We start from the raw sequence: 17,382 nt of genomic DNA, 5'->3' as shown, positions 1-17,382 counted from the left end.
GCCGATTCACGGCGCACTGTCGTGGGGACCGAAGCCTCGACATGCTGCGCGGATACGAGCGGGTGAACGACAGGGTCTATCCCGATGGTACTGCGCACGTCGGCGAAAGCCGCTTTCCTGCATGCACGCTCATCGCATCGGCCGGGACATTTCAACTGGGATGCTCAAGAAGGGCAACTTATCGAGCTAACCTGTGTTGCGATCTCATGACGACGAAGCGCTCCATGAAAGCCACTGCCGTGCTCGTCGTAGAGGACGACGACCTCGTGCGCCTCTGCGCCGTCGAAATGCTGGAGGATGCCGGTTTCGAGATCGTCGAGGCACGGCATGCCGACGAGGCTTGGTTCATCCTGCATGAGCGCTCCGACATCGGGGCACTTTTCACCGACGTCGACATGCCGGGTTCTATGTGCGGTGTCACCCTGGCCGGGCGCGTACACGACGCCTGGCCCGATATCCGCCTGGTCGTAACCTCGGGGCGGCAACGTCTAGTCGACGGGGACATCCCCGACCACGGCTTGTTTGTCCCCAAGCCCTACAGCGCGGACCAAGTCATCGACGCGATCCACCACGCCACCTGATCGACCACCGGGAAACTTTTGACCGTCGGTGGGTGTACGACGCCCGGTCCCTTCCCTGACATGGCCTGTCTTCGTCCCTAGCCTGCGGGGAGGAGGAGGACCCGAGCCGGAACTGCGGTCAGCCCACGGGCTTGCAGCACCTGACCAGTGCTTGGGCCGGCTGGAGAGAGTGTCTTTTCGGGCGATAGCGAAACGCACCATAGGCTGCTCGAAGCCTTCAAAGATGCCCAGGGCAAGGGCGATGGATCCTTCGAGCAGGCCGCGACGAGCGCTTTCAAGCATGTGTTCGACCACTTGGCTCGATTGAACTTGCGAGTCTCACTCGGAGGGGCGGAGGGCGAGTATCGGCAGCTGAAATCCGACGAGAGCGCGACCCTTCGTTAGCCAGTATACTCGGCGGCCTTCCGGGGCGCCGGGCTCGATTGGGACTGGCGACGAGACTTCCAGCGAAATCCGCTAGATGCGAAAGGTCGTGGGCCGACGACAGCCACGTTTGGAAGCGCGAACGTTCCTGTCCCTTCGATCGTTGAGGCTTGCCTTGCGAGCTCCCCACGTTCGCGGACGTGGAGCCCATGGATGCCCGTGATAGCCAGGACCGAATACTCGACGGCACAGACCCCTTTGCCCTCCGCGGCCGGCGATGGGCCAAAGACAGGGTTCTGGGCGCTGACACTCGGCTCGGTCGGCGTGGTCTACGGCGACATCGGCACCAGCCCGCTCTACGCCCTGAAGGAGTCCTTGCACGCAGCCGCCGGAGGGGGGCACGTACCGACCCGCGAGATGGTCTTCGGCGTCGTCTCGCTGATCCTCTGGGCGCTCATCCTCATCGTTACGCTCAAGTATGTGCTGTTGGTGATGCGGGCCGACAACGACGGCGAGGGCGGCACGCCTTCCCTGGTCGCGCTGGCCCAGCGCGCGCTGGGCCATTCCGGCGGGTTCGTCATCGTGCTGGGCATGGTCGGCGTTTCGCTGTTCTTCGGCGACGCCATCATCACGCCGGCCATGTCGGTGCTCTCGGCGGTGGAGGGGCTGAAGCTGGTGACCCCGGCCACCGATCCGTACGTCCTGCCCATCAGCCTCGCCATCCTGATCGGCCTGTTCGCAGTCCAGAGCCACGGGACGGCGCGGGTGGCAACCTTCTTCGGCCCCCTCACGGCGTTCTGGTTCATCGTCATGGCGCTTGGCGGCCTGAGCCACCTCGTCGACGATCCGAGCATTCTGGGTGCGCTCAATCCCGCCTACGGCATTTCCTTCATCCTGAGCCACGGCACGGCCGGCCTGCTGGCGCTCGGTGCCGTGTTCCTCGCTGTGACCGGGGCGGAGGCGCTTTACGCAGACATGGGACACTTTGGTCGCACGCCGATCCGCGCGGCCTGGTTCGGGCTGGTGCTGCCGGCGCTCGCGCTGAGCTATCTCGGCCAGGGAGCCATGCTGCTCGCCCACCCGGAGCGGGCCGAGAACCCGTTCTTCCTACTCTATCCGTCCTGGGCGCTGCTGCCGATGGTGCTGCTCGCCACGGTGGCGACGGTTATCGCCAGCCAAGCCGTGATCACCGGCACTTTCTCGATTACACAGCAGGCGATGCAACTCGGTCTGCTGCCGCGTATGCGCGTCCTGCGCACATCCGAGACCGAGAAGGGGCAGATCTACATCCCCCGGGTGAACTGGTGGCTGCTCGTCGCGGTCGTATTCGTCGTGGTGCTGTTCAAATCATCGAGCGGCTTGGCGGCGGCTTACGGCATCGCGGTCACCGGCGACATGGTGATCACCGCCTGCCTGCTCTTCGTCGTCGCCTGGAAGGTCTGGCGCTGGTCGCCTGCGGTCGCGGCCGCGGTCATCGCGCCGTTCCTGCTCATTGAGGTGGTGTTCCTCTCGGCCAACGCTCTCAAGATCCTCCATGGGGGCTGGGTACCGCTGACCATCGGTGCCGCCCTCGTCACAGCGATGTGGACCTGGCGACGTGGTTCGGCTCTGATCGCCGAGGAGATCCACCGTCGGCGCGTGCCGCTGTCCGAATTTACGCAAATGGCCGAGACCGGCTCGATCCAGCGGGTGCCGGGAACGGCGATGTTCCTGAGCGGTACCCCCGGTGATACCCCGGGGGCCCTGATGCACAACGTCAGGCACAACCGCGTGCTGCACGCGAACAATTTCATCCTGCACGTCGTCACGGAGGACCTGCCGCGGGTGGCCGACGCCGAGCGCGTCGCCGTGAAGAAGCTGTCCGACGCCTTCTCTTGCGTGACAGTGCGTTTCGGGTTCACCGAACTGCCCGACCTGCCGCGCGCCCTTGCCGCTGCGGGCCTGGGCAAGGGCGACCTGTCTTACTTTCTGACGCGGCGCGTGCTGGTCGCCTCGCCGGAGACCGGCATGCCGGTGTGGCAGGACAGGCTCTACATCTCGATGGCCCGTGCGGCCACGGACGCGTCCCGCTACTTCCGCATCCCGGTCGACCGGGTTGTCGAGATCGGTGCCCGGATCGACATCTGAGCACGGTTGCCCGCCGCACCGATTGACCGGTCGAGGATCAGAGGAGCGCGACGATGGCCTCGGTCCGGCGCATCATCAATCCTGTCGGCGGCTTCACGGCTAGCTTCGAGGTGTCCCTCCGGCGTCCGTGCGCCTGAGATGCCGAAAGGACATTCCGGGTCGTCCACCTCGTCCTCGTCGAGCGGCGACAGCGCCACATCGCGACGATCTACGACACCGTGACCTGGGCTGCCTGGCTGCAAACGCCGGGGGAATGCCAGAAACGGCGAGCGCACCCTCACGGTTTCGCTCGCTCTCGCAAACCGCATCCCGGCCAATCGCGGGGAGGCCGCCGTGCCGGGGCCTTCTTGGAACGCCCGACGCACCGGCAGTCCAGGCTTGTCGAAGCTATCGCCGTCCGCGAAGCGACTGCTTTGGGCTATAGAATACTATAACCGAACTGCGACGCCTTACGTCAGCAACGAAGCATTCCTCCGCTATTGATTGAAGCTCAGGCTTACGTCCGCTTTTGAGCTGAGTTCGCAGCGGCTTCTACGACCAGGTTGGGTCGGGACTGGCCGGTCCGCTCAACGACTGCGTTGGGTGGATGAACGAACCCGCGCGCGCGGGATGGGTGGCAGCTTCGAGATTTTCGGATTGAGACGAGCGCCCTGCGCTGATTAAGCGTCGCCCGGCCTGGGCGGAAGATCGTGGCTCCCTTCATCCGAGTGGAGCCATCCCATGACCGTCCTTGCCGTTCCCGCCGCAGCCGTCGGCTCGCTGCGTCAGCGCCTGACCGACGACATGACCCTGCGTCGGTTCTCCCGTGAGACGCAGCGCAACTACATCCGCGATGTCGGGCGTCTGGCGACGTTACTGCGGCGCTCGCCCGACACGGCGACCGTCGACGACCTGCGCCGTTTCCAGATCGCGCAGCAGGAGGTCGGCCTCGGGGTGCCGACGATGAATGCCATCGTCTCGGCCCTGCGGTTCTTCTTTGTCCATACGATCGAGCGGCCCAATCTCACTCGCAGGCTGGTCCGCCTCCACCATCCGCGCCCACTGCCCGACGTCCTGAGCGCCGACGAGGTGCGCCGGCTGCTCGGCGCCACGGTCTGCCTCAAGCATCTGGCGGCCCTGTCGGTGGCCTATGGCGCGGGATTGCGCGTGGCCGAGGTCGCGGCGCTCAAGGTCGGCGATGTCGACTCGACGCGCATGCTCCTGCGGGTCGAGCGTGGCAAAGGCGGCCGCGACCGCAACGCAATGCTGTCCGCCGATCTTTTGGGTCCCGGGGCAAAGACACGACCGCCGCGACCGTCGTCGCGACCTTCAACTTGCTCGCGAATAAGGTAGTGAAGGGCACGGTGTCGTTCGCTACCAATGCGACCACGCCGACCTTCACGACGACCGGGGGTGGCTACGTCGGCGTCAACGTCGGGGACGTCGTCAGCCTCCTGGCACCGACGACCCAGGATGCCAACTTGGCGGACCTGGTGGGCTACATCGCCCTTCAGTGAGGGCGTGCGTGCATTCCTGACGATGCGTTACGCAATCCTGGCGACCCGTTACAATGAACAGGAGTAACGGGGCGCTTGAATTGGCACGTTCGCCCCCCTGCAGGCCTCGGGACGACTTCAGGCGCACGTATCCACAGGCGGCCAGGAGTTAGGTAACCACGAACAGCGAGGGACTCTCGACATCCAACCGGGGATCCCCGATCTCCTGGGTACACCACCCGAGGAGGCCGCCCCGATGTCCATCAGCGCTCACCGCATCGCGACCTCTTTCGAGGCCCCCATCATGTCCACGGCGCTGGCCCTGGGCAGCATTTTGGTCGAACAGCACCAGGCCTATGGCACGGCGAACGCCATCCGCGCGCAGACCGCCCAGCGCCGTGCCGTCCGCCTCGCTCGTGAGCAGGCCGTCGCCCGTGAGGCTGCTGCCCGAGACCTCGATGCGCAGTGCCGGGATGCCCTCCTGCGCCGGGCAATCGCGCGTCGAGGCCGTACCACGGCATGACGTCATGCTTTCGTGTGCTGACGAAATGCTACGGCGTGCGCACAGGGCAAGAATCAACCCGGCTGAGGCATCAATCACGCGTTCGTAACCAATTAATTTCGGCAGCAAAAAGCCCGCCCTGGTCGCCCGGGGCGGGCTTCGTCGTGTGGGCCGGATAGCGGGTCTCAGGCGGCCCGGCGGGGGGCGTCGTCCACGAGAAGGTCATCTAAAATGGCTTGGAGGTGCGCCCGCTGCTCGAAGGCGTTCGTCGCCGCCGCGGAGGCCGCGTGGAGCCGTCTGTTCTCGATGGCCACATACTCGGACGGGGACGGCGGACGCGGCAGGCCCGGCATCAGGCGCTCACCAAGGAGATGCTGTCCGATGGCTTCATTGCCGGCCCGCGATAGCGCGACGCCCTGGTCCACGGATAGAGCGTCGAGGTACGCCCGGGCCGCGTCGTCAAGGCAGCGCGCCTCCGGAGTGTCGTCCCCGAGAAGATAATGCAGCGCCCCCCGGCCCCAGGCCTCGGCGGTCGACGGCTCCGTGGGGGCGGCCGGCCCGGGCTGTGAGAGCTCCGCCTGCTGCTCGGCGATTGCGGCGGGGATCGGGGGCACAGGGGCCATGACGGCCCGGACGGCCCGGAATATCCATCGTCCACTCTCAAGCACGGCGACAATTACGACTGCGGCCATCGCGGCCAGGACACGGGCCACGAACTGAAAAGCTTTGAGCATTGGGGGTCCCTCCCTTCCTGTGGAGCCCCAGGTTGCCGCGCACGTTCGCATCCCACAAACCGTGACGTGCGGGGCGCACGTCACGCGACCCCGCAGGCCTCCGCCTCCTCAAACGTCGTCGCGCGAACCCATACTTGCCTCGGCGACGCTCGCACGCAGGCCGCGACGTACTCCTGCCCGCACCAGTCTAGAAGCGTGTCCGCTTCGACTCCGTGCCCCAGGCCGAGCGTGTAGCGAACGGGCGTCGGCGTTAGGAGCGTCCGCCTGACACGTCGCTCCCAAGCCCGGCGCCGGGCCCCCGCCGGGTCCAGCACGTCCTCAGCCTCGAACTCGGCAATCGGCACGCAAGCACCCGCGAGGATGCGAAGCGCCCTGTCGGGATAACGACCGTTGGTGCCTAGGACGACGAGGACCGTGCCGTCGGGCAGCCCGCCGAGGTCGTAGTGCCCCCCGCGGCGTGAGCGTGTCTGTGCCCCGGTGGTGCGTCCGGACGACGGTGTGCTCGACCGGCCTCAGGCGCTCCCCGGCCTGCAGCGCACCGCCCGCGTCAAGGACCGCCCGGTGAAGGATCTCCCAGGGGGCGAGGGCGTGCGTGAAGGATCGGGCGAGGGAGTCCATGCCCAATCCTACCTCGCCGCAGGCCCAACGCAAGGATTGCCTGCAAGGATAGGAAATCTACTTCTCACCATCTCAATGGCTTAGGCGCTGTGTAGTCCCGTTTTCACGAAACGAATCGGTTAAACACAATTCTTCTAGAAAGTAGAAAAAATAAATATACTTGCAGAACCGGGGCTACTTGCCTACTTTGATCGCGTCGAGCGCGTTTCGCGCGTCGGAGGCATCCCGTGAATGAGCTTGAGGTCAGGGCGCTACTGCAGCGTCGCGTCGATGAACTGAAGGGTCGGACCGCTTTCTCGCGGCGCTACGGCGTGTCGCCATCGTATCTGCGGGATGTGCTGGCGGGAGACCGCACGCCGGGCCCTGCGATCCTGGCCCCCCTTGGTCTTCGCAGAGTGGAGGCCGAGGCCCGCTACGAGGAGGTCACCCGTGGCTGACACGAATCGCGAATACACCGCCGATCTGATTGACCTGACGACCGCCCAGACCCGCGTCCGCCTCGGCGAGGTCATGACCGCCTGCCGGGTCCGGGCCGACGAAATCGGGGGTTTCCAGGGGCAAGGCTTGGCCGACCAAGTTGCGAGCGCCGAACGCAAACTGCGGCTCGCGGCGAGGGAGCAGATCAAGCACCTCGCGGAGTGCCTCGTCACGTACGGCACGCCCGTCCTGGACGCCGAGCCGGCCGCCGCGGCTCCCAAGGTCGTCCCCGCGGAGCCAGCACCCGCTCCCGTCCCGGAGGCAGCCCCGACGCCGGTGGCGCCTCAGGGGATACGTCTTCCGCCGCTGCCGCTGCGCTCCATGCCGCCGAGGAGGTCCTGATGGCGCGCTTCACCGAACGCCAGGCCCGGCTTCGGCTCGCCCGGGCAATCGAGGCCGCGGGCTCCCAGGCTGCATTCGCCCGCGGGCTCCCACTCACGCTCAAGTCGGCGGGGACGGCGGTGAGCCGGTCCGTGCGTGGGCAGTACCCCGTCCACCCCGCCATCCTCGCGGTGCTCGGGCTGCGCCGCGACGAGGCCGGCGAGATCCACGACGACGCACCATCGAGCAGCTTTCAGTTCGTCGCCGTCATGGCATCCGGAGAGGCCGGCGTCGCCGCCGCGGTCGCTCTCCTAGGCGCGGTTTTGGGAGGTCAGCATGAGTAAGGCACGGGCTCGGGACATCCTCGCCGGGGAGGTCGCCGCATCGGGAAGGCGGCCTGCCATGGATGTGGCGGAGCGCATGCTCGTTCGGCTTGAGGCCGCCGATCTCGTCGTCGTGCACATAGCCCAGGCTCGCGCATTCCAGGCGCTCGAAGCGCTCGACCTCGTGCTCGACCTCACAGCCGACGCGGCCGAGATGGGCGCCTTCGCCGAGCACATCGGAATCGAGGATCCTGCGGACTTGATCGCGGCCTGCACCAGGGTCCGCGAGGTCCTCGACGGGTCTCGCGTGGCCGAGATGATCGAGGACTACCGCGCCTATCGCCCGGCGACCGCCTCCGCCTGAGGCCGCCCCCGTCGCGCGCCCGGCGGCAGGGGCGCCCCTTACCGAATCCCGCAACCCAGGTTTCATTAGGAGCGTCCCATGCGGCGCAAGGACCGTGACATCATCAGCGACGCCCTGTGGGTCGCCTTCGAGCGCGGAAGGGTAGGGTCCGGCCTTGGAGCCGGGGAGCCCCGGGATCTCATTCAGGCCCTCGACAAAGCCGGTTTCGAGATCGTCCGGAAGGCATCGGACAAGCCCGACGCGATCAAGGAGGCCGTCCGTCTTGGCAACTGGGAAGGCGTCAGTTTCCGCCAGGTCCAGGCGTGGCTTGCGGCATGCCAGTCTGGCTTCCTGTCCAGGGACGCGGTGATCCGTGCAATGGGCCGCGACCCGGCCGACGTCGACCGCAAGATCGCCGAGGAGCGCCTGCGGGCGCGGAACCTCGGGGCTACGCACCCGGCCGACTTCCCAGTCATCCTCGGCGCGATGGAGCGGCCGTGGACGGTGGACGAGCCCGAAGTGGGTTCGGTGGGCATCATGAACTCGTGCACGACCACCGACGGCGTGACGACCACTCGGACTGCCCGACTGGAGCCCGGCGGTCATGAGACCGAGACGGAGAAGGCCGCACGCTGGGGCTCGGTGGTGATCGCGCAGATCCTGGAGGACGGCAGTGCCCGGCAGATGGAGGCAGGCGTCGACGCGGCCGCCAAGGACGCTCTGGCACGGCTCAAGCGGGACCGCGGCCGAATGGCGTTCGAGGACATCGACCGCACCCCACCATCGGCGGCAGTTCACTCCGACCACCTCGTGGCGACGTGGGTCCGGTCGCTCGGTGATGCGGTGGAGTGGTGCGAGGCGCGCCTGGGTCCACGCAGGCTGGTCACGGTCACTCGGTTGCGGCGCCCGCTGTCCCGGGCCGAGATCGAGGACCTCAACTTTCGCATGGAGATGATCGGACAGATGCGGGGCGTCGTCGGAACCGACTACAGCGGATGGGAATGCCTCGAACTGAAGGTCGAGGTGCGCTTCGACTTCTACATCACCACCATCGGCTGCGAGTACACGCCCCTCGACCTGCCCGCGCGGAAGGCCGCCTGATGCGCGCCCTCCTGTCTGTCACCTGCGGCGGCCCCGGGCGGGTCGCCATCAGCGCCGGCGCCATCGTGCTCATCGCGTTCGTGCTCGCCGGGTACGGTTGGGACCTCGCCCGGTCGGCCTGGGTCGCCTTACTCGCCGGGTGGGCCTTCCTGAGCGCGTTCGCCACGCTGTCCCTGATTGGGGCCACCACCGGCGTGACCGACGACACCGTCCCCGCGACCAAGGAGGCCGACCGTGGCTGAGCCCTCCAACATCTCCGACGCCCCGTTCGACGGCGCCGCGACCTGGGCGACACTCACGCCGGAGGTGCAGGCTAAGATCGGGGCCTACGCTCTCGAAGCGGCTGTTGCCCGCGGCATCTCGGAGCATGCCGATGGCCCGGCGCAGCGGGCAGCCGAACAGGCCGAAACCGAGGCCAGCTACATGCTGCAGGAGATCGTCCTCAGCGCCGGGGGCCTCCACGACCGCCGTTGGATCGACATCGTCGACGGCGGCGAGCGGTTCCGCATCCCCTCGGTCGTCGGCCTCGTCTGCCAGGCCTGCGGCTGTTCGGAGAACGACGCCTGCGAGGAAGGCTGCGGGTGGGCCACGGAGACGCGGTGCACGGCCTGCGTGGAGCACGGGGAGGCCGCCCATGCCCCGCTGGCCCCCTAAGGCTCCGCCCATGGAGACGCACGCCGTCGTCGAGCGCGTCTCCGGGCGAATCGTGAGCCGTCACCTCAGCCTGCAGGAGGCCCGGGGCGCGTGGGCATACCAGGCGTACGAGGGTCGGCTCCCGGGCGCGCGGCTCACCCCGTGGGCCCACAAACATTTCATCCGACGACTGCCTCAGGCCGAGCGTCGGCAGTCGGATTGAGATTTCGCCGCGGAGGCACTTGTAGCTCTCCGGGCCGAGGGGCAGAATCCCATTCAGAGCAGGCATTGCCGCTCTCACGCCGGAGTACCGCAGATGACCCAGAACACCGCTACGGCTACGTCTCCAATTGTTGAAGTCGCGCTTGCGATGGGCTTCGAGCCCGAGGCCGCAGGACGCTTTTGGCTCGCCGACGGCAGTCTCGGCTTCGCCGTCGAGGGCGACACGGCCCGCCTCCTCGACAGGGAGGGCAGGCCAACTCAATACGCGCTGGGATGGGGCGATGCCGCGCACGTCCTCGTCGCTTACGAGGACGAAGACGCTTCCGATCTCATGAACTCCTGGGACCGCTACGCGAACGCCAACGATTCCCGGTACCAACCAGACGCCGGCTACGACGATTGATCGCTCAGTCGCCGGGGCCTCGTGCCCCGGCCTCCAGCCGGTCGCCTTTTAGGGGCGTCCCGCCGGGGGCCGGATAGTCCACCCCCACCTGGGCAGGCCATGCCGCCCATCAGCCGGAGTACCGCCTGTGACCAAAACCCACGTCCTCAGCAGAGCCCTGGCCCGTCGCGAGCGGGACCAGCTATTCGCTGCATTCTCCGCCAATCTCCTCGGCGACGATTCCATTCTGTTTCACGCCACGACAGTCGATGATGCGTGGGAGCACATCCCGGGCACCGGCCTCGACTTAGTCATCCGCACCGGGACGACGGACGACGCTTACGCGGCGTGGGAGCGCCATGCCGAGGACGCCGGCGCCGTCGGGGAGCACCGCGTCCTTCTGACGTACGTGGCCCCCGCCACGGAGGACGAGCCGGCCACGGAGCGCGAGCTCCTTCGGCGGATCGACTTGGACATGATCGCACTCATGGACGAGCTCGGCGACCTCTACGACGAGGACGTTCGCCTCGGCCTTGCCGTCCCGCACGCGTTCTGAGGGGGGGCATCATGGTCGTTAATTTCACCGCCCGCCGCCGCACCGCCGGTGCCGAGGGCGTCACTGACGCGTTCCGCGGTGTCCGCACCGTCGCCGAGGCCGAGCGCCTGGTCGCCGAGCTTTCATCCTCGTGCCACCGGCCCCGGCCGTCGTGGTACGCGGAGGACCGCCCCGGGGACCGCTACGCCGCCACGCTCGGGTCAGGGGAGGTCCTGGCGTGGGCGCAGTTCTCGGCCGAGGAGCCCCTGGAGCTCATGGCCTGGGGCAGCGAGTTTCAGGGCAGCATCATTTGGAGAGAGCATGGACCGGGATCTGCTCACGCGCGCGGGTGAAGCGCTCCGGGCGGGCGAGGACTGGCGCCGACCGCTCGCTCGCCTGCTGGGCCCGTTCCACCCCGATGGGCCCAGGGACGAGATCGACCCAAGGATGGTGAGCCGGTGGGCCACCGGTCAGATGGAGATCCCCGGGTGGGTCCAGGAGGCGCTGGCAAGGCTGACGCGGGAGACGGGCGAGCGGCTCCTGGACGTCGCCGACGAGCTCGATGAGGCGCCACGACCCCGAATCTGACGAAGAAGGCCCCGGTGATGAGCCGGGGCCTTCTTCTATTCGTCCTCGGGCTCCTTTGCGTGCATGCGCTCGTCCGGCAGGGTGGTCGTCTCGGCCAGCCGCTCCCGGATATCCGGCAAGCGGACAGGCCTGTACGACCAGGCATCGACGCCGACGTCGCAGGACTGCGTCGTGCCGGGAAGCTTGCCGTGGGAATGGCCGTAAAGGTGCAATGCGCCCTTCCACATGCCGTTCCACGTGCGCATCGAATAGTGATTTAGTACGACGCGGGTGCCGTCCACTCGAATGGAACGCTGCTCCACCGGCTCGCTCGCCCACGGAAGCTTCAGCACGCGTTCCTTATCGTGGTTCCCCCCGATGAGGTGCTTCTTGCCCTTGAGCTTGGCGAATGCTTCCTGGCACTGTTCTTCGCTGAAGTTCATCGCGAAGTCGCCGAGGAAGAACACGTCGTCGCTTGCGCGAACGCGGCTGTTCCAAGCGAGGATCAGGGCCTCGTTCATCTCCTCGACGGAGGCGAACGGGCGTCCTTCCATCCGCAGGATGCCACGGTGGCCGAAGTGCGTGTCGGCCGTGAACCAGGTGGTCTGGCCGTTGAAAGTCAGGTGCTTCGGCTTGGTGTTCATAAAGGCAGCCTCCTGTCAGGACAGGGGGCTGCGCACGCGGCGCTACGCCCCCGGGGTATGGGTCTCGTCGGTGGGGCGTATCGAGCGTTTCACGGCGTGCCTCGTCGTTCGTGTGGGCCAGGGATCGCAGCTCAGGATTCCGGTCGTCAAGGCGGGATTCCCGGCGTGGTTAAGCGTTTCCTGGCCGGGTGGGAGGGGCCACTTCTTCACCGTTCGCGCTGCCCAGGTGAAGGAATGGCCTAGGGGCACAATCCACTCCCAATCGTACGGGTTGGAGATACGACGTGCCCCTCACCCCGGCGGCGTCCGGTCTGGCGGCCGGTCATGGGCAAGGTCATCGTAGACCGCACGGCACCAGGGCACGTACTGGCTGGGTCCATGCTTCCCCCACGGTTTCGGGCGTGGGCATGACCGGGCGATGGCCATCAGCAGCGCGTCGAGGCTGCCCCTTGGACTGAGGCGCTCAATCAACCGCTCGGTGCCGTAATCGCCCCGCCGGTGAGGGCACCACCGGCAGGTCACCTTGACCCGCCGGTAGGGGAATTCGGCCAGCGTCTGTGGTTCGCGCATCCCGTCCTTGCCCGTTGACCCGCCCGCGCTGTTCCCTATCTGTTCCTCATGGGGAGGCGGTCAATGCACGGACTCGACGACATCACATTCGCGGCAGCGGGCGAAGAGCGGGATGCCCTATGGCGGTCCATGGAGCAGGACGTTGCGGAGATCCGACGCGGCGGCCGGGGCGTCATTCGAGCCGAGCGTCCGGCCGATCTCGCGCGGGCCCTCGGCCGTGACAGGCGGGCTCAAGCGACGTTCGCCGCCCCGGCTGGTCGGCGCCGCTGACGCCACGTGCGCCCCTCCGCGTAGGCCTTAGCCGAGGCCAGTCGGCGGCGCTCGCTCTCGGCCGCGAGATCCTTCACGCCGCGCTGCTTCAGGTTCTTCTCGACGAGGGCCGCCTTGAGGGTGAGCTCGTCGGGGAGGATCAGCTTGAGCCTCTCCGCCCACACGGCCTGCTGCCACGCCTCCATCGCCGGGGCCTTTAGGGCGAGCATTTGGTCGAGCGTGTATCTCCGGGTCATGCCGGAGTCGTCGCGGACCTCCAGGAGATCCGAGTTGGCGTGGTCCAAAACCATCCCGACGGCGTGCGTGGGAATGCCTAAGTCGCGCTGGCAGACCGTCGCGAAGGCGCGCCGAACGTCGTGGGGTGATGCCTCGACCTCGGGCATTGCGGCTACGGCGTGCGTCAGCGTGTCGGCCGACATGTGCCCGGGCCCGGGCTGCCCGTTCCGCCGCGGTCGTACCGCCGGGAACATCCACTCCGACCTGGCGACGCCCCGCAACTCGGCCTCCTCGCGCGAGAACGCCAGGTACGTCTGAACCCTCCTCCAGACCTGGGGCGGGAGGGGGAGGGCATGCGAACCGTGGCGCGGGTCGTCCTCGGTCGGCTCGCCCTGGGCGATCTTGCGGTGTCCCTCCCACCACACGCCCCATCCCTCCCGCTCGGGCCACGGCTCGAACTCGTCGACACGGGCCCGCACGACCGACAGGCGGCGCTGGGCGGTATAGATGAGGAGCTCGATGGCGGCGCCGACCGAGTCCGACAGGACGCCGTGTTGCGCGACCGCGAGCATGCGGGCGACGGCCGGCAGGCGCGGATACCGGCGCTTCGGCTTCGAGCCCATCTTCGGCGCCCGGAGCCCGTCCATCGCCGTGCCGGTCACGCCCGACCGCTGCATCCGGCCGGCATCGCCCATCCAGGCCCAGCAGCGCTTCGATACGCGGACGATGTCCCGGGCGGTCGACCGCTTCCCCTCGGCCACCAGGAGCTCCACGACGGCGGCGACGTCGGCGGGCGTGATGCGGGATACGAATCGCGCGTCCAGGGTGCGCATGGCCGGGCCGCCCATGACACCGAGATAGTTCCGGACGGTCGCCGGCCGGAGCAACTTCGCCTCCGCCTCGCGCCGGAGCCAGGCGCCCCACTCGTCCCGGGCCTCGGCCAGCGTCCAGGTCAACGGGCCCTTGTCGCGCGGCATGAACGCCGGGACCTCGACGTCCCCCTTGGCCGTGAAGGCGGTGCGCTTGAGCTCGATCCACTCCTCGGCAGGGATGCCGTGTCCGGCCTCGACGTGGCGCCGGACGTCGCCGGCGACCGACCGGGCCTGCGCCAGGGTCCAGACCTTGGCGTCGCCGAGGACGATGCGCAGCGGCTTGTCCGCGTACCGGAACCGGATAGACCACGCGGCCGCCGTCGGGGTGAGGCGCAGCGTGAGACCGGGGCATCCGCCGTCCGTGACGTCCCGGGCTGCGGCCCCGGTGTCCCGGGCGTCCTTGATCAGGGACTCGATGCCCTTCGAGGTGAGTGTTTCGGCTTTCCGTGGCATGGCGCGCTCCGCTGGAGCGTTTGCTCTAGCGAATAGCAAACCCGTAGCAAACCGGGTCCTCGCTACCCACCCCCCGATGCCGATTGCGTACCCCGGCGCGGGGGTACCCAAATCCCCTTCGGGGAGACTGTTTTCAGGCCCTCCGCAGAGGGGAAAGCGCAATGGCGAGAGTCTGTTGATGACAGGCCGATAGGGGGGTGTTACGAGGGTTTTGGCGCATGACTCCGTAGCTCAGCTGGATAGAGCAGCCGCCTTCTAAGCGGCAGGTCGTTGGTTCGAGCCCAACCGGGGTCGCCATCCCCTGATCTGCGATGTCCGGCTCGTCCCCAGATCCGAAACCCGCGATGCCTGTTCTCCGCAGATTGGCCGGAGGTTGCGGCACGGCGGCTCGCGACCGAAGCCGATCATCCGATGGGCGGATTCCCTACGGCCGAGCTGTGTATAACAAAATCCAGTCGGCATGCCTCAAGCCAGGCGAACGGCGCCGTGACACCGCATGCTCCCGCCCTTATCGGGCGTCATGGACCTTCAGAGGTGCCGTCAGCCTTCGTGCCTGACCCACAATTTGGTCCAAGTGCCTAGCTATGCTGTTCAATGCACGCCAATCAGGACCGGACATGCTGCCACCGACCTCACCCATCTCCACCAAACGGAGCGATCTGGCGGTGTACGCGGAGGTCATTCGCGCCCTGATGCTACGCGACATGCGCACGCGGTTCGGCGCGTCCTACTGGGGCTACGTCGTCGTCGTTCTATGGCCCGTGGCGCACATCTTTCTGATGGTTGCTGTCATGTTGTTCCGCAACATGCCATCCCCGATGGGAAACAACCCGATCCTGTTCGTTGCGACCGGCGCCGTTCCAGCTCTAGTTTTTCAGTACACGTCGCGCGAAGCGATGAAGGCAATTCTCGTCAATAAACCGTTGATGTACTACCCACAGGTAAAATCCTTCGACATTATGATCGCACGGTTCATTGTTGAAACCGTAAAAGGCTTCCAGGGCTTGCTGATCATCATCGGGATACTTTTGCTGCTAGGCGTTGACCCCATACCGGAAGATCCGGCCCGGGCGATCGAAGGCTATCTCATGGCCCTTCTCCTGGGACTTGGCATGGGTGCCATCAACATCGGCATCATGTCATTCTTCCCTGGATGGCTATGGGGATATATTGTATTCACCATTTCGATATACATGAACTCCGGCGTGTTTTTCTTACCGCATATGCTTCCGAACGAGATCTATGAAATTCTCAAATGGAATCCGGTGGTCCAGATCATCGAGTGGGTCCGACTCGCCTACAATCCCTCGCTCGGAATCACGGTCGATTATTTCTACGTCATGGCTTGGGGTTCGGGATCTCTCTGCCTGGGCTTGCTCATGGAACGCACCGTCGTCCGTCGATTCCAGTAATTCGGCCCGTTTCTGCAAACGGATCATGGTGCGGCTGAGCATCCGCCGTTGCGCCTAAATCGCACGGCCAGGCCTTCCAAGCCCGACGCGCGCAACCTCCACCGCCTTTCGGACTTCACCGCCTATCGGATTTCACCGCCTATCGGACCTGGGCGCCGAGGGTGCGGCGGGCGACGATCAGAGACAGGAGGATGTTCAGCGTGGCGATCGCCAGCAGAATCTTCAGCAGGAGATCGAGTCCGAACCAGGCGGAGAGGGTGCCGCAGACCAGCGGCGTCGCCGCTTGTCCCAGAAGCGGCATCCGCGCCAGACGGCCCATCACCGCGGCGTAGTCGCGCTGACCGTAGAGCGACAGGGGCAGGGTGCCGCGCACGACGGTGCGCATGCCGTTGCCTGCGCCGTAGAGCACGATCGCGAGCCATGCCAAGGCGGGCGCAACGGCCAGAAGCAGGAGCCCGAGGCCGACACATCCGCTTGACACCAGCAGGGCCCAGGCGGGATGGGCCCGTCGTCCGAACACGAGTTCGAGGATGCGGGCGCCCACCTGCGCGGGTCCGATCAGCGTGCTGAGCGCAACGGCGGTGCCGGCCGTCAGGCCCTTCGCCTGAAGCAGGAGGAGCAACTGCACCGAGACCGCCGTCATGATCACCGCCGCGCTGGTGAAGGTGACGGCGAGGATGCGCTCGCCCGGCAAGCGACAGGGGGCTGCCGGCTTGCCCGGAGCAGCATTCGCGGCGGGCGGCGAGGGCTCGGTCCGGGTCCCGGCCGGCAGGGCAAAGGCGAAGAGCGGCACCACCAGGACGACCGCCAGCGCGGCGTAGACGACACAGGTCAGGCGCCAACCGAGCGCATCGACGAGAAAGCTCGTTGCGGGCCAGCATAAGGTGATGGCAAAGCCGGACGCGATCGCGATCTGGGTCATCGCGCTCCGCGCCGCTGCGCCATAGGCCTGCCCGATCGCGGCAAAGAGCGGATCGTAGAGGGCACCGGCCATGCCAAGGCCGATGACCACCCAGGCGAGCAGGAAGGCCGGCAGGTTGGGCGCGAGGGCGAGGCCCACCTGCCCGAGCGCGAGGGTCAGGGTGCCGGCGATCAGCACCGGGCGACCGCCGTGCCGGCGGATCCTCCGCCCGACCCAGGGCGAACACAGCCCCGAGACCAGGATTGCCAGGGACAGGGCGCTCACCACCACGCCTTGAGGCCAGCCGGTCGAGCCCACGATGGGGTCGGCCACCACCGCCATCAAGAAGAAGGACCCGCCCCACAGGACGATCTGGGTGAAGCCCAGCGCCATGTTTCCGGCCAGCGTCGGCGCGCGCGGTGCAGGGCGCGGTTCTGCAGTTCCGGACGTCACGCGCTGTGGCCGCTCATGAGGAGTGTTTCGTGAGAGGAAGAGATTGGACGGAAACGGACAGGGCCGCCTCGGATCGAGGGTGACGCCCTCGGCCTGCATAGACGAGCGGCCAGCGGGGTCGCAAATGCGCCGTCAAGCCCCGCGCTGGCCTCCGGATGAGGGCCAAGTCCCGGGCCGACGACATCGCTCGCGTTCGGAATTTGGTCGTTGGACAGCGCCAGTATTTCGGCTTGGAACCGGATCGCAGCCATGACGCGGTCCAGGCCGACAGCCGGTTTCGTTTGCGA

Annotated in this window: 22 protein-coding genes and 1 tRNA gene; 18 read left to right on the top strand and 5 right to left on the bottom strand. The window is 67.0% G+C overall.

Translation table 11 applies throughout. From position 1 onward, the window contains the following. Positions 1-206: 206 nt before the first annotated feature. The 5 genes from ACV7NL_RS20120 (at position 207) to ACV7NL_RS20100 (ending at position 5,069) form a co-directional block, all read left to right on the top strand. Positions 207-581, top strand: a complete 375-nt coding sequence (locus tag ACV7NL_RS20120) for a response regulator (protein WP_056452906.1) — start codon at positions 207-209, stop codon at positions 579-581. Between the two features lie 576 nt (positions 582-1,157). Next, on the top strand, positions 1,158-3,071 hold the full coding sequence (locus ACV7NL_RS20115) for a potassium transporter Kup (RefSeq protein WP_463356664.1): 1,914 nt from the start codon (positions 1,158-1,160) through the stop codon (positions 3,069-3,071). A 720-nt stretch (positions 3,072-3,791) separates the two neighbouring features. Then, positions 3,792-4,403 carry a tyrosine-type recombinase/integrase gene (locus ACV7NL_RS20110; protein ID WP_463356663.1) on the top strand — a complete coding sequence of 204 codons (612 nt, stop codon included), beginning with the start codon at positions 3,792-3,794 and terminating at the stop codon, positions 4,401-4,403. An 11-nt stretch (positions 4,404-4,414) separates the two neighbouring features. After that, on the top strand, positions 4,415-4,567 hold the full coding sequence (locus ACV7NL_RS20105; RefSeq protein ID WP_463356662.1) for a hypothetical protein: 153 nt from the start codon (positions 4,415-4,417) through the stop codon (positions 4,565-4,567). A 235-nt stretch (positions 4,568-4,802) separates the two neighbouring features. Next, positions 4,803-5,069 (top strand): hypothetical protein, encoded by a 267-nt coding sequence (locus ACV7NL_RS20100; RefSeq protein ID WP_463356661.1) that lies wholly within the window; start codon positions 4,803-4,805, stop codon positions 5,067-5,069. Positions 5,070-5,233: 164 nt separating this feature from the next. On the opposite strand, the gene ACV7NL_RS20095 is transcribed toward ACV7NL_RS20100, so the two are convergent. Beyond that, on the bottom strand, positions 5,234-5,671 hold the full coding sequence (locus ACV7NL_RS20095) for a hypothetical protein (RefSeq protein ID WP_463356660.1): 438 nt from the start codon (positions 5,669-5,671) through the stop codon (positions 5,234-5,236). 956 nt (positions 5,672-6,627) lie between these two features. On the opposite strand from ACV7NL_RS20095, the gene ACV7NL_RS20090 reads away from it, so the two are divergent. The 11 genes from ACV7NL_RS20090 to ACV7NL_RS20040 all read left to right on the top strand — a co-directional run bounded on the left by ACV7NL_RS20090 (position 6,628) and on the right by ACV7NL_RS20040 (position 11,325). Further along, complete coding sequence (locus tag ACV7NL_RS20090) at positions 6,628-6,837, top strand: helix-turn-helix domain-containing protein (RefSeq protein WP_463356659.1); 210 nt, start codon at positions 6,628-6,630, stop codon at positions 6,835-6,837. Beyond that, positions 6,830-7,219, top strand: coding sequence for a hypothetical protein (locus ACV7NL_RS20085; protein ID WP_463356658.1), 390 nt, complete (start codon positions 6,830-6,832; stop codon positions 7,217-7,219). Before ACV7NL_RS20090 ends, ACV7NL_RS20085 begins: the two co-directional genes overlap by 8 nt. Beyond that, positions 7,219-7,542 carry a hypothetical protein gene (locus ACV7NL_RS20080; protein ID WP_463356657.1) on the top strand — a complete coding sequence of 108 codons (324 nt, stop codon included), beginning with the start codon at positions 7,219-7,221 and terminating at the stop codon, positions 7,540-7,542. The genes ACV7NL_RS20085 and ACV7NL_RS20080 overlap by 1 nt, the downstream gene beginning before the upstream one ends. Next, a complete protein-coding gene (locus ACV7NL_RS20075; RefSeq protein WP_463356656.1) occupies positions 7,535-7,885 on the top strand; it encodes a hypothetical protein in 351 nt (116 codons plus the stop codon). The genes ACV7NL_RS20080 and ACV7NL_RS20075 overlap by 8 nt, the downstream gene beginning before the upstream one ends. A 78-nt stretch (positions 7,886-7,963) precedes the next feature. After that, the gene (locus ACV7NL_RS20070) at positions 7,964-8,965 is read left to right on the top strand and encodes a hypothetical protein (RefSeq protein ID WP_463356655.1); all 1,002 of its coding nucleotides are present in this window, start codon (positions 7,964-7,966) and stop codon (positions 8,963-8,965) included. Beyond that, positions 8,965-9,207 carry a hypothetical protein gene (locus tag ACV7NL_RS20065; RefSeq protein ID WP_463356654.1) on the top strand — a complete coding sequence of 81 codons (243 nt, stop codon included), beginning with the start codon at positions 8,965-8,967 and terminating at the stop codon, positions 9,205-9,207. The genes ACV7NL_RS20070 and ACV7NL_RS20065 overlap by 1 nt, the downstream gene beginning before the upstream one ends. Further along, a complete protein-coding gene (locus tag ACV7NL_RS20060; RefSeq protein ID WP_463356653.1) occupies positions 9,200-9,619 on the top strand; it encodes a hypothetical protein in 420 nt (139 codons plus the stop codon). Before ACV7NL_RS20065 ends, ACV7NL_RS20060 begins: the two co-directional genes overlap by 8 nt. A 295-nt stretch (positions 9,620-9,914) precedes the next feature. Further along, positions 9,915-10,223, top strand: coding sequence for a hypothetical protein (locus ACV7NL_RS20055; RefSeq protein WP_463356652.1), 309 nt, complete (start codon positions 9,915-9,917; stop codon positions 10,221-10,223). Positions 10,224-10,350: 127 nt separating this feature from the next. Continuing rightward, positions 10,351-10,758 carry a hypothetical protein gene (locus tag ACV7NL_RS20050; RefSeq protein WP_463356651.1) on the top strand — a complete coding sequence of 136 codons (408 nt, stop codon included), beginning with the start codon at positions 10,351-10,353 and terminating at the stop codon, positions 10,756-10,758. A gap of 11 nt (positions 10,759-10,769) precedes the next feature. Further along, positions 10,770-11,090 carry a hypothetical protein gene (locus ACV7NL_RS20045; protein WP_463356650.1) on the top strand — a complete coding sequence of 107 codons (321 nt, stop codon included), beginning with the start codon at positions 10,770-10,772 and terminating at the stop codon, positions 11,088-11,090. Continuing rightward, entirely contained in the window at positions 11,059-11,325 is a 267-nt protein-coding gene (locus ACV7NL_RS20040) for a hypothetical protein (protein ID WP_463356649.1), read from the top strand. Before ACV7NL_RS20045 ends, ACV7NL_RS20040 begins: the two co-directional genes overlap by 32 nt. Positions 11,326-11,360: 35 nt before the next feature. Here the strand turns inward: ACV7NL_RS20040 and ACV7NL_RS20035 are convergent, their stop codons facing one another. From ACV7NL_RS20035 to ACV7NL_RS20025, 3 genes are all read right to left on the bottom strand, one after another. Next, the gene (locus ACV7NL_RS20035; RefSeq protein ID WP_463356648.1) at positions 11,361-11,948 is read right to left on the bottom strand and encodes a metallophosphoesterase; all 588 of its coding nucleotides are present in this window, start codon (positions 11,946-11,948) and stop codon (positions 11,361-11,363) included. 291 nt (positions 11,949-12,239) lie between these two features. Next, positions 12,240-12,518, bottom strand: a complete 279-nt coding sequence (locus ACV7NL_RS20030; protein ID WP_463356647.1) for a hypothetical protein — start codon at positions 12,516-12,518, stop codon at positions 12,240-12,242. Positions 12,519-12,748: 230 nt separating this feature from the next. Continuing rightward, positions 12,749-14,329 (bottom strand): integrase arm-type DNA-binding domain-containing protein, encoded by a 1,581-nt coding sequence (locus ACV7NL_RS20025; protein WP_463356646.1) that lies wholly within the window; start codon positions 14,327-14,329, stop codon positions 12,749-12,751. 220 nt (positions 14,330-14,549) lie between these two features. On the opposite strand from ACV7NL_RS20025, the gene ACV7NL_RS20020 reads away from it, so the two are divergent. Next, positions 14,550-14,626: transfer RNA gene (locus tag ACV7NL_RS20020), tRNA-Arg, on the top strand. Positions 14,627-14,946: 320 nt separating this feature from the next. Next, entirely contained in the window at positions 14,947-15,741 is a 795-nt protein-coding gene (locus tag ACV7NL_RS20015; protein ID WP_463356645.1) for an ABC transporter permease, read from the top strand. Between the two features lie 139 nt (positions 15,742-15,880). Here the strand turns inward: ACV7NL_RS20015 and ACV7NL_RS20010 are convergent, their stop codons facing one another. Further along, entirely contained in the window at positions 15,881-17,035 is a 1,155-nt protein-coding gene (locus ACV7NL_RS20010) for an MFS transporter (RefSeq protein ID WP_463356644.1), read from the bottom strand. Positions 17,036-17,382: the final 347 nt, after the last annotated feature.

The sequence above is a fragment of the Methylobacterium sp. Ger2507 genome (assembly GCF_055231875.1).
Note: the sequence above shows the minus strand (reverse complement) of the source record. Positions and strands in the feature narration are given on the sequence as shown.